This is a genomic window from Serratia sp. FGI94 (assembly GCF_000330865.1).
GTDB classification, from domain to species: Bacteria; Pseudomonadota; Gammaproteobacteria; order Enterobacterales; family Enterobacteriaceae; genus Serratia_B; species Serratia_B rubidaea.
In genome coordinates this window covers 3,864,409-3,875,922 of the sequence record NC_020064.1, presented here as the reverse complement: position 1 = coordinate 3,875,922, position 11,514 = coordinate 3,864,409, and the positions used below count along the sequence as shown (strand labels likewise).

Annotated in this window: 12 protein-coding genes and 1 other RNA gene; 9 read left to right on the top strand and 4 right to left on the bottom strand. The window is 58.0% G+C overall.

The annotated features are described in order from the left end of the window. Positions 1-159: 159 nt before the first annotated feature. On the bottom strand, positions 160-492 hold the full coding sequence (locus D781_RS17675; RefSeq protein WP_015673696.1) for a putative quinol monooxygenase: 333 nt from the start codon (positions 490-492) through the stop codon (positions 160-162). A gap of 399 nt (positions 493-891) precedes the next feature. Between D781_RS17675 and epd the strand changes: the two genes are divergently transcribed. From epd to D781_RS17645, 7 genes are all read left to right on the top strand, one after another. Then, positions 892-1,908, top strand: a complete 1,017-nt coding sequence (gene epd / locus D781_RS17670; RefSeq protein ID WP_015673695.1) for an erythrose-4-phosphate dehydrogenase — start codon at positions 892-894, stop codon at positions 1,906-1,908. Between the two features lie 111 nt (positions 1,909-2,019). After that, the gene (gene pgk, locus D781_RS17665) at positions 2,020-3,183 is read left to right on the top strand and encodes a phosphoglycerate kinase (RefSeq protein ID WP_015673694.1); all 1,164 of its coding nucleotides are present in this window, start codon (positions 2,020-2,022) and stop codon (positions 3,181-3,183) included. A gap of 164 nt (positions 3,184-3,347) precedes the next feature. Beyond that, on the top strand, positions 3,348-4,427 hold the full coding sequence (fbaA, locus tag D781_RS17660; RefSeq protein WP_015673693.1) for a class II fructose-bisphosphate aldolase: 1,080 nt from the start codon (positions 3,348-3,350) through the stop codon (positions 4,425-4,427). A gap of 30 nt (positions 4,428-4,457) precedes the next feature. Next, positions 4,458-4,643: a hypothetical protein gene (locus D781_RS23735; RefSeq protein WP_124014458.1), complete on the top strand. Its 186-nt coding sequence runs from the start codon at positions 4,458-4,460 to the stop codon at positions 4,641-4,643. Between the two features lie 13 nt (positions 4,644-4,656). Beyond that, complete coding sequence (gene mscS / locus D781_RS17655) at positions 4,657-5,523, top strand: small-conductance mechanosensitive channel MscS (RefSeq protein WP_015673692.1); 867 nt, start codon at positions 4,657-4,659, stop codon at positions 5,521-5,523. A 148-nt stretch (positions 5,524-5,671) separates the two neighbouring features. Then, positions 5,672-6,286, top strand: a complete 615-nt coding sequence (gene argO / locus D781_RS17650) for an arginine exporter ArgO (protein ID WP_015673691.1) — start codon at positions 5,672-5,674, stop codon at positions 6,284-6,286. A 200-nt stretch (positions 6,287-6,486) separates the two neighbouring features. Continuing rightward, positions 6,487-7,218 carry an oxidative stress defense protein gene (locus D781_RS17645; protein WP_015673690.1) on the top strand — a complete coding sequence of 244 codons (732 nt, stop codon included), beginning with the start codon at positions 6,487-6,489 and terminating at the stop codon, positions 7,216-7,218. A 41-nt stretch (positions 7,219-7,259) separates the two neighbouring features. Here D781_RS17645 and D781_RS17640 read toward each other — a convergent pair whose 3' ends face one another. Further along, the gene (locus D781_RS17640; RefSeq protein ID WP_015673689.1) at positions 7,260-8,153 is read right to left on the bottom strand and encodes a LysR family transcriptional regulator ArgP; all 894 of its coding nucleotides are present in this window, start codon (positions 8,151-8,153) and stop codon (positions 7,260-7,262) included. A 174-nt stretch (positions 8,154-8,327) separates the two neighbouring features. On the opposite strand from D781_RS17640, the gene rpiA reads away from it, so the two are divergent. Then, positions 8,328-8,984, top strand: a complete 657-nt coding sequence (gene rpiA, locus D781_RS17635; RefSeq protein WP_015673688.1) for a ribose-5-phosphate isomerase RpiA — start codon at positions 8,328-8,330, stop codon at positions 8,982-8,984. A gap of 372 nt (positions 8,985-9,356) precedes the next feature. Continuing rightward, a complete protein-coding gene (gene serA, locus D781_RS17630) occupies positions 9,357-10,595 on the top strand; it encodes a phosphoglycerate dehydrogenase (protein ID WP_015673687.1) in 1,239 nt (412 codons plus the stop codon). Between the two features lie 48 nt (positions 10,596-10,643). Here the strand turns inward: serA and D781_RS17625 are convergent, their stop codons facing one another. Continuing rightward, positions 10,644-11,252: a 5-formyltetrahydrofolate cyclo-ligase gene (locus tag D781_RS17625; protein ID WP_041412197.1), complete on the bottom strand. Its 609-nt coding sequence runs from the start codon at positions 11,250-11,252 to the stop codon at positions 10,644-10,646. A 52-nt stretch (positions 11,253-11,304) separates the two neighbouring features. Beyond that, a non-coding RNA gene (gene ssrS, locus D781_RS23020) (6S RNA) lies at positions 11,305-11,486 on the bottom strand. Between the last annotated feature and the right edge of the window lie 28 nt (positions 11,487-11,514).

The following is an 11,514-nucleotide window of genomic DNA, read 5'->3' as shown; positions in this document are numbered from 1 at the left end:
GCCTGTTATTAGGGAAAGCGTGGCGATGGGGTCGTAGCGGCGTAAGCCGCCGGAGCGCCCCTCGTTACGCTAGGCCCGGGTATCTCGGGTCATAAGACGACGTTGTCATCAACCTCAAGACGCCGTTGCGGCGCCTTTTTCATGCTATGGCAGGGCCGCTCAGGCTTTGGATGGCTCCAGCTGGGTCAGCTTCTGTACGTTCAGGCTGGCCAGTTTACCGTCCAGCACCGCCAGGAAGTCATCGTGATAGCTCATCGCCACGTGCTCTTTCAGTGCCTGCTCGGAGACCCAGCGCTCAATAAACACGAAAGAGGTCTGGCCCTGATTCTGCAGATCGCGCACGTCGGGGATTTCGCGTGTTTCATGCAGGTCGTACTGCAGGCAGCCCGGCTCATTATGAGTTTGCGGCACCATGTTTCTGGCTGCCGTTCTGACGGCATCAACATATTCCGGTCGCGGGGTCAGGGTGGCGACAATCTTAACTTCACTCATTATTAGCTCCTTGTAGATGCCCGTAAATGTAAGGCGCGTGGGAAAAGGCAGAAGAAAAACGGATCGGCGGCAGGCGGTTGCTAGTGGGCAAAAGTGTGCGCCAGATCATTTTATTACCGCAAAGTGCCCGCGAGTTGCCGGACAAGGTGTCGGATCTGTTCCTTTTCAAAAAACTTTGGTTTATGCTCGGCTGAAGCGTTTCAGTTGGTGTGAACGGCCGCTGAAAATCACGCAGTGAGCGGTTATCTTTACGTATTCAGTTGGCGAATAGTATTACGCGGTGATTCACAGCAGGCGGTTCGCTAAAGTATTCTATACAGATTAGCAGGATAACTCGTCAGCGCCACCCGCAATCCGGCGAATAAGTCTGGAAGGGTGGGCCATTTAGCAGGAACAAGCATGACCATCCGCATAGCGATAAACGGCTTTGGCCGCATTGGCCGCAGCGTTTTACGCGCACTGTATGAATCAGGACGACGCGCCGAAATTTCCGTGGTGGCAATCAATGAGCTGGCGCATGCCGAAGGGATGGCTCACCTGCTGAAATATGACTCCAGCCACGGGCGCTTTGCCTGGGACGTGCGGCAGGAGTGCGACGTGCTGACGGTGGGCGACGACGCGATTCGCCTGCTGCATCAGCCGGCGCTGGAGCAGCTGCCGTGGGGCGAGCTGGGCGTGGACGTGGTGCTGGACTGCAGCGGCGTGTACGGCAGCCGTCAGGACGGCGAAGCCCATTTGGCGGCCGGCGCGAAGAAAGTGCTGTTCGCTCATCCCGGCGGCAACGATCTGGACGCCACCGTGGTGTTTGGCGTCAATCATCAGACGCTGCGGGCGGAACATCGCATCGTTTCCAATGCGTCCTGCACCACCAACTGCATTATTCCGGTGATCAAGCTGCTGGACGATGCCTACAGTATTGAATCCGGCACGGTCACCACTATTCACTCGTCGATGAACGATCAGCCGGTGATCGACGCCTATCATACGGATCTGCGCCGGACGCGTGCGGCGAGCCAGTCGATCATTCCGGTCGATACCAAACTGGCCGCCGGCATCACCCGTATTTTTCCGCAGTTCTGCGACCGTTTTGAGGCGATCTCGGTGCGGGTGCCGACCATTAATGTGACGGCTATCGATCTGAGCGTCAGCGTGAGTTCGCAGGTGAAGGTGGCAGAGGTCAACCAGCTGCTGCAAAAGGCCGCACGGGGATCATTTCGTGGTATAGTTGACTATACGGAACTACCATTAGTCTCGATTGATTTTAACCATGACCCGCACAGCGCCATCGTCGACGGCACGCAGACGCGGGTCAGCGGACAGCACCTGATCAAGACCCTGGTCTGGTGCGATAACGAATGGGGCTTTGCCAACCGGATGTTGGATACCACCCGGGCAATGGCCGCAAGCGGTTTCTAGTACGGTGGCGCCGTTGGGGCGCGGCCGTGTAAACCCGCAGAATTCCAGGCGACAGGTCTGAAAGAGGCGGGGATAGGCAACTTTTAAGAGAATCAACCAAGAGGGTTCACCATGTCTGTAATTAAGATGTCCGATCTGGATCTGGCAGGAAAACGCGTTCTTATCCGTTCTGACCTGAACGTACCAGTGAAAGACGGTAAAGTGACTTCCGACGCGCGTATCCGCGCTTCCCTGCCGACGATCGAAGCTGCGCTGAAGCAGGGCGCGCGCGTGATGGTAACGTCCCACCTGGGTCGTCCTACCGAAGGCGAGTACAACGAAGAATTCTCTCTGCTGCCTGTCGTCAACTACCTGAAAGATCATCTGAGCAACCCGGTGCGTCTGGCGAAAGACTACCTGGACGGCGTTGACGTTGCCGAAGGCGAGCTGGTGGTGCTGGAGAACGTGCGCTTTAACAAAGGCGAGAAAAAGGACGACGAAACCCTGTCTAAAAAATATGCGGCGCTGTGCGACGTGTATGTGATGGACGCCTTCGGCACCGCGCACCGCGCGCAGGCCTCCACCCACGGCGTGGGCAAGTTCGCGCCGGTCGCCTGTGCCGGTCCTCTGCTGTCCGCCGAGCTGGAAGCGCTGGGCAAGGCGCTGGGCAACCCGGCCCGTCCGATGGTTGCCATCGTCGGCGGCTCCAAGGTTTCCACCAAACTGACCGTGCTGGACTCCCTGTCTAAAATCGCCGATCAGCTGATCGTTGGCGGCGGCATCGCCAACACCTTCGTGGCGGCGCAGGGCAACAACGTCGGCCAGTCTCTGTATGAGCCTGATCTGATCGACAACGCCAAGAAACTGCTGGAAACCTGCGACATCCCGGTGCCGACCGACGTGCGCGTGGCCACCGAGTTCTCTGAAACCGCGACGGCGACGGTTAAGCAGGCCAATGAAATTCAAGACAACGAGCAAATTCTGGATATGGGCGACGTTTCAGCCGAGCGTCTGGCCGTTATCCTGAAGAACGCCAAAACCATTCTGTGGAATGGCCCGGTTGGCGTGTTCGAGTTCCCTAACTTCCGTAAGGGGACCGAAATCGTGGCGCGCGCCATTGCAGACAGCGATGCATTCTCCATCGCTGGCGGCGGCGACACCCTGGCGGCGATTGACCTGTTTGATATCGCCGACAAAATTTCCTACATCTCCACCGGCGGCGGTGCATTCCTGGAATTTGTTGAAGGGAAACAGCTGCCGGCGGTAGTGATGCTGGAAGAGCGAGCTAAGCAGTAATTCTGACAACGGGGGGCGCAAGCCGCCCGTTTGTTTTATTCCGCGCCGGTTGCGGCTCGGAGTAGCAACGATTTACATCCATCTACCTGATGACTCTTGTCCGGACGCCCGGCGTGCGGACGGGGAAAGAAGGTACAACGGCAGACGAAACGGGACAAAGTAACATGTCTAAAATTTTTGATTTCGTAAAACCGGGTGTCATCACTGGCGATGACGTTCAGAAAGTCTTTGCAGTCGCTAAAGAGAACAACTTTGCGCTGCCGGCGGTAAACTGCGTCGGCTCCGATTCTATCAACGCAGTACTGGAAGCCGCGGCTAAAGTACGTGCGCCGGTGATCGTGCAGTTCTCCAACGGCGGCGCCGCGTTTATCGCTGGCAAGGGCCTGAAGACTGACGTTCCTCAGGGCGCGGCGATTCTGGGCGCAATCTCTGGTGCTTACCATGTGCATCAGATGGCTGAACATTACGGCGTGCCGGTTATCCTGCATACCGACCACTGTGCGAAAAAACTGCTGCCATGGATCGATGGCCTACTGGACGCCGGTGAAAAACACTTTGCCGCCACCGGCAAACCGTTGTTCTCTTCCCATATGATCGACCTGTCTGAAGAGTCGCTGGAAGAAAACATCGAGATCTGCTCCAAGTATCTGGCGCGCATGGCCAAAATCGGCATGACCCTGGAAATTGAACTGGGCTGCACCGGCGGCGAAGAAGACGGCGTGGACAACAGCCATATGGACGCCTCTGCGCTGTACACCCAGCCGGAAGACGTGGCTTACGCGTACGAAAAACTGCACGCCATCAGCCCGCGCTTCACCATCGCTGCTTCGTTCGGCAACGTACACGGCGTGTACAAGCCGGGCAACGTCAAGCTGACGCCAACCATCCTGCGTGATTCTCAGAAATTCGTTTCCGAGAAATTCAACCTGCCGCACAACAGCCTGGACTTCGTGTTCCACGGCGGCTCCGGCTCCAGCGACGCAGAGATCAAAGAGTCCGTCAGCTACGGCGTGATCAAGATGAACATCGATACCGATACCCAATGGGCGACCTGGGACGGCATCCTGCAGTACTACAAAGAAAACGAAGCTTATCTGCAAAGCCAGCTGGGTAACCCGAAAGGCGCCGATCAGCCGAACAAGAAATATTACGACCCACGTGTCTGGCTGCGCGCTGCACAGTCAAGCATGGTGACGCGTCTGGAACAGGCCTTCAAGGATCTGAACGCGATCGACGTTCTGTAATCCCCCGGCCGGTGCGGCGCGCCGTACCCGTTGCCTGATGCTGACAAGGCTCCCCTGGCGGGAGCCTTTATTTTTTGGGGCCTATCCGATATTTTTGCCCAACTTTTGCTGGCAGAGTTGGCAACGCGCACCATTGTTGGTTACCCTTACGCGGTGGTTTCCGCATCGGTCAATGCGATGTATTTTTGCGATTTCTCCCGCTGGGAGCTTGTTTAATTAGGACGTTAGAATGGAAGATCTCAACGTAGTAAACGGTATTAATAATGCCAGCAGCTGGCTGGTAAAAAATCAGGATCTGCTGATTCAGTATGCGGTGAATATCGTCGCCGCTATCGCGATTCTGATCGTAGGGATGATCGTTGCCCGTGTGGTCAGCAATGCGCTGAACCGGGTGATGAAACTGCGTGGTATTGACGCTACGGTGTCCGACTTCCTGTCGGCGATGGCGCGTTACGCCATTCTGGCCTTTACCATTATCGCGGTGCTGGGACGCGTCGGCGTGCAGACCACCTCGGTAATCGCCGTACTGGGCGCCGCCGGCCTGGCGGTGGGTCTGGCGCTGCAGGGCTCGCTGTCCAACTTTGCCGCTGGCGTTTTGCTGGTGGCATTCCGTCCGCTGCGCGCCGGTGAATACGTCGACCTTGGCGGCATTGCCGGCACCGTCGATCAGGTGCAGATTTTCTCCACCACGCTGCGTACTGCGGATAACAAAACGATTGTGGTGCCAAACGGTAAAATCATTGCCGGCAACATTATCAACTACTCGCGCGAGCCGAACCGCCGCGTAGATATCGTGGTGGGCGTGGCCTATAACGCCGATATCGACGTGGTGAAAAAGGTGCTGGGCGACGTGATCGCCGCCGATAAGCGCATCATGCACGATAAAGGCGTGACCGTTCGTCTGACCGAAATGGCGCCGTCTTCCCTGAACTTCGTCACCCGTTCCTGGACCACCAACGCGCAGTACTGGGACGTGTATTTCGATCTGATGGAAAACTTCAAGCGCGCGCTGGATGCCAACAATATCGGCATTCCGTTCCCGCAGATGGATGTTCATCTGTATCGTACCGAAGGCGCATCCGCCAAAGCGGAATAACGCCGCCAGGGGCCGTCAGGCCCCTTTTTTTATCCTCCCGCCCGATCATTAATCTTGTTAATGGTGAATTAGAATTATCAATTTCACCTAATAATGACTTCCTCGTATGATGCGCCCGGTCAATCGACGTATCGGATGAGGAGTTATCATGTTTGCCGTTTTTCTCCAGGGTTTTGCCCTGAGCGCCGCGATGATTTTGCCGTTAGGGCCGCAGAATGTGTTTGTGATGAATCAGGGGATTCGCCGACAGAATCACCTGCTGGTGGCGTCGCTGTGCGCGCTCAGCGATATCGCGCTGATCTGCGCCGGGATTTTTGGCGGCAGCGCGCTGCTGCACCGCTCCTCGCTGTTGCTGATGCTGGTGACCTGGGGCGGCGTCGCCTTTCTGCTATGGTACGGTTGGGGGGCGTTCCGCGCCGCCTTTAATCGTGATGTCGCCGAGGTCAGCGTGAGCGAGCTGGCGCAGAGCCGCTGGCGCATTATTGTCAGCATGTTGGCGGTCACCTGGCTGAATCCGCACGTCTATCTGGATACCTTTGTGGTGTTGGGCAGTTTGGGCAGCCAGTTTGCGCCGGAAGTGCGTTCCTGGTTCGCCTTCGGTGCGGTCAGCGCGTCCGTGGTCTGGTTTTACGTGCTGGCGTTGCTGGCGGCCTGGTTATCGCCGTATTTGAAAGCGCCGCTGGCCCAGAGAATCATCAATATTCTGGTGGGGCTGGTGATGTGGGCCATCGCCGTGCAGCTGGCCTGGAATGGCATGCAATAGAGCGCTCAACGGGGGCAGGATCATAATTTGGCACTAATCTGAATCAAAAAAACCGGACGATATGCTAGGGTTGATGGCAAGGATCTGATTGTTGATGCCGGACGACGGTCGCGTAAATGAAAGTAAATTGCCTTTCGTCGCGCTGAAAGATCGGCATGAATAAGCAGGAATCAGAACAGCCTGTCATTTAAGGAGACACTGTGAAGCTAAAAGCATTGGCTATGGCCGCAATGGTTGGATTAGGAACGTTACCGATGGCGCTGCAGGCGGCGGAAGTGCCGGAAGGGCCGCACGTGGTGACCTCCGGGACGGCCAGCGTCGACGCCACCCCGGATATCGCCACCCTGGCGATTGAAGTCAGCGTATCCTCCAAGGATGCGTCGCAGGCAAAAAAACAGGTTGATGAGCGCGTTGCGCAGTATTTCGATTTCCTGCAGAAAAACGGCATTGAGAAAAAAGACATCAGCGCCGCCAACCTGCGCACGCAGCCGGAATACGATTACCTGAAGAGCGGCGAGTCGGTGCTGAAAGGCTATCGCGCGGTGCGTCAGGTGCAGGTGACGCTGCGCAAGCTGGATAAACTGAACGAGCTGCTGGACGGCGCGCTGAAGTCCGGCCTGAATGAGATCCGCGCGGTGGAATTGGGGGTCGCGAATCCGGACGAGTACCGGCAGAAGGCCCGCCAGCAGGCGATTGAGAACGCTACCCAGCAGGCGGCGTCGCTGGCCCAGGGCTTTAAGGCCAAGCTGGGGCCGGTGTACAGCATCCGCTACCACGTTGCCAACTACCAGCCGATGCCGGTTGCCCGCATGTATAAGGCCGCCAGCGCCGCGCCGGAAACCAGCGCCGCGCAGACCTATGAGCAGCAGAGCATCCATTTTGACGATCAGGTTGACGTGGTGTTTGAACTGCAGCGCGGCGGCGCGCAGTAAGCCGCAGACAGTACAGCAGGGCGCCGGTAACGGCGCCTTTTTTAATCCTGGCGCAGCACCTGGCGGCCGTGCTCCAGCAGGGCGTCGGTTACTTTGCGCATCATGCGGCTTTCCGGCGCGAAGCGGTGCCAGAACAGCATCCGGCGCTGGAACAGCCCCGGGGTCAAATCGATCAGTTCGCCGGACGCCAGCTCCTTCTCGATCTGCAGGTGCGGGATCATACAGCAGGTAGTACCCTGACGCGCCAGCTGCACAAAGGCCTCCGACGAGTTAACGATATGGCAGGGCACGCTGCCCGGCGAGAGATCGAAGTTTTGCTGCAGGAAGGCCTGATGCATGTCGTCCAGATGGTCGAAGGCGACGGCCGGCGCTTTCAGCAGCGCCGAGCGGGTGACGCCGTTCGGGAAGTAGCGTTCGGCAAAGCCCGGCGAGGCGACGAACAGATAGTCCAGCGCGCCCAGTTGATCGACCAGGCAGCTGGGCAGCGGCTGCGGTTGAATACTGACCGCGCCGACCACTTCGCCGCGGCGCAGGCGCTCTTGGGTGCGGGTTTCATCTTCCACCTGCAGGTTCAGACGAATAGGCGAGTCGGCCAGCACCGGCTTTAGCGCCGGCAGCAGCCAGGTCGCCAGACTGTCGGCGTTGACCGCCAGCGACAGCAGCAGCGGCGTATCGACGCCGGTATCGTTGCCCAGCCACTCCTCTTCCAGCAGTTCCACCTGGTGCAGCAGCGCCAGCAATTTCTGCCCCTGCTCGGTGGGGCGCGGCGGCACGGTGCGGACCAACAGCGGCTGGCCAAACAGGTTTTCCAGCTGTTTGATGCGTTGAGATACCGCCGATTGGGTGATGCAAAGTTTTTGTGCCGCGCGTTCGAAGCCGCGTTCACGGATCACCGCGTCCAGCGCTTGTAGCGTTCTGTAGTCTGGGCGTTTCATCGGAGAGATATCCCTTAATGTAAATGGTTTCTGGCACTATACCTTAAATAGCGCCGCTTGCATCACTGCGGTCTGGCGTGCACGGGCCACAATTTGCGATCCATACCTGCATGCAGCGGAGCGATTTACCCTATAATACGCATACGTTTTCGTATATAGGCAATGGAAAATAGCATGACGCAGGATGAACTGAAAAAAGCGGTAGGCTGGGCGGCGCTGGAATACGTGAAGCCGGGCACCATCGTCGGCGTGGGCACCGGGTCGACCGCCGCTCACTTTATTGACGCGCTGGGCTCTATCAAGGATCAAATTGAGGGCGCGGTGTCCAGCTCCGATGCCTCTACCGCCAAGCTGAAAAGCCTCGGCATTCACGTATTCGACAGCAACGAAGTGGATTCGCTGGATATCTACGTTGACGGCGCGGACGAAATCAACGGCCATATGCAGATGATCAAGGGCGGCGGCGCAGCGCTGACGCGGGAAAAAATCATTGCCGCCATCGCCCGCAAGTTTATCTGCATTGTGGATGCCTCCAAACAGGTAGACGTGCTGGGCAAGTTTCCGCTGCCGGTCGAGGTGATCCCGATGGCGCGTTCCTACGTGGCGCGCGAGCTGGTGAAGCTGGGCGGCCTGCCGGAGTATCGTCAGAACGTGGTCACCGATAACGGCAACGTGATCCTCGACGTGCATAACCTGAGCATCACCGACGCGGTAGCGCTGGAGAACAAGATTAACGGCATCGCCGGCGTGGTCACCGTCGGGCTGTTCGCCAACCGCGGCGCCGATGTGGCGCTGGTCGGCACCGCAGACGGCGTCAAAGTGGTCGAATAACGTTTGGCCGCAGATACGGGCTGCGCCGTCCGGCGTGGCCCGTTGCCGGCATAATTTTCGGTAGAAAATATCTTTTCTTTAATCCGGCCAATTTGGTGACATATATCACATTTTTGTCATAACCTCGGTTAAGCTGCTGCCAAATTCTGCCTGCATGGCATTTTCAACCAGAATCCGCTGCCTGAACTGCCCCTTGCGCCACGGGCTGAGCAATCGTTTGTATTGCCGCCCGCGTTATTTTTGCTATGTTGGTGGTCGAGCTGTTTTATCTCTTCCCGTCATCCGGCTGCCGGCAAGGTGAAAACCCTGCGGGGCGCCTGCGAGCGGAAGAGGGAACAGCCGCTTCTGAAGTCTGAACATAGGGTCGGGTAAATGGCAAAAGTATCATTGGAGAAAGACAGGATTAAATTCCTGTTAGTGGAAGGGGTTCATCAAAGCACGGTGGATAATCTGCGCGCTGCCGGTTATACCAACATTGAATATCACAAAGGTGCGTTAGACACCGAGTCACTCAAGGCATCGATCCGCGATGCGCATTTCATCGGCATTCGATCGCGCACGCATCTGAGCGAAGAAATCTTCGCCGCGGCCGAGAAGCTGGTGGCGGTAGGCTGCTTCTGCATCGGCACCAACCAGGTGGATTTGAAAGCGGCGACCAAACGCGGCATCCCGGTGTTTAACGCACCTTTCTCCAATACCCGATCCGTTGCCGAAATGGTGCTGGGCGAGCTGCTGCTGATGCTGCGCGGCGTCCCGTCGGCCAACGCCAAGGCGCACCGCGGCGTGTGGAACAAACTGGCCGTAGGCTCGTACGAGGCGCGTGGCAAGAAATTGGGCATCATCGGCTACGGCCATATCGGCACCCAGCTGGGCATTCTGGCCGAAGGGCTGGGGATGAAGGTGTTCTTCTACGATATTGAGAACAAACTGCCGCTCGGCAACGCGCAGCAGGTGCGTCATCTGTCCGACCTGTTGAATATGAGCGACGTCGTCACCCTGCACGTGCCGGAAACGCCATCGACCAAGAACATGATGGGCAAGGACGAGATGGCGCTGATGAAGCCTGGCTCGATCCTGATCAACGCCTCCCGCGGCACCGTCGTCGATATTCCGGCACTGTGCGAAGCCCTGTCCAGCAAGCACCTGGCGGGCGCGGCAATTGACGTGTTCCCGGAAGAGCCGGCGACCAACAGCGATCCGTTCAATTCGCCGCTGTGCGAGTTTGACAATGTGATCCTGACGCCGCATATCGGCGGTTCCACGCAGGAAGCGCAGGAAAACATCGGCGATGAAGTGGCCGGCAAACTGGCGAAGTATTCTGATAACGGCTCTACGCTGTCAGCGGTTAACTTCCCGGAAGTGTCGCTGCCGGCGCACAGCCCGAACGCCAGCCGCCTGCTGCATATCCATGAAAACCGCCCCGGCGTGTTGACCCAGATTAACCAGATCTTTGCCGAAGAGGGCGTCAACATCGCCGCGCAGTATCTGCAGACCGGCCCGGAAATTGGTTATGTGGTGATTGATATCGAAGCGGAAACCGAACGCGCCGACGCAGCGCTGCAGCGGATGAAGGCCATTGCCGGCACCATTCGCGCCCGCCTGCTGTTCTGATTCGCGTTTCAGCGCTGATAAAAAGGCCGGGCTTGTCCCGGCCTTTTGCTATTGGGCGATTTGCCAGGCCCAGACTTTGGACGGGGTGACGATCTCCGGCAGCGGAATATCCCAGTGTTCGCTCGGGATGCTCTCCACCTGCTGACAGTCGTGCGCCAGCCCGATCGGATAGGGGCCGCCGTGCTGCCACTGCTGCAGCGTACGGTCATAGAAGCCGCCGCCCATACCCAGACGCTGTCCCCGAGCGTCGAACGCCACCAACGGCGCCAGAATGACCGCCAGCTGCGAGGTGGGCAGCACGTTACGCACGTCCAGTTCAGGTTCGAGAATATTAAAGCGGTTGGGACGCAGCACGCTGCCGGCGTGATAGTGCAAAAACAGCAGATTCCCCGGGCTGAACGGGTGCAGCACCGGCAGGTAAACCCGTTTCCCCATGTGCCACAGGCGCTCGATCAGCGGGCGGGTGTCCAGCTCGCCGTCAAAAGAGAGAAACGCCGCGACGCTGTCGGCGGCAACAATGCGCGGATGGGCGGCGATGCGCTCGGCGGTCTGCTCGGCGAAAAGCTGCTGTTGCTGAGCGGAAAGCGCACGGCGTCGCTGACGGATTTGCTGACGGATAGCCTGTCGCTGCTGGGCGAACTGAGGTTGGAAATGCATCATGGGCATGATCGCATGGCGCGTTAAAGGCCGCGTAAACCTGAGAAAAGGGGGAATCTCCGAGATGCCGTCGCAGGCTGTAACCCTTGAACCCGAGGTTCAAGGTGAACGTACCGTCGCAATCTTAAGGCTTCTCGACAAGCGAGCATGCTCACCGATCGCGGAGCAATACATTCTGTTTGTACTAAATATCGGCTCAGGGGACTGGCCCGCTGGCAAACATCTCAGAGAAATTTTTTACTCATTGCCAAACCGTTAGCGT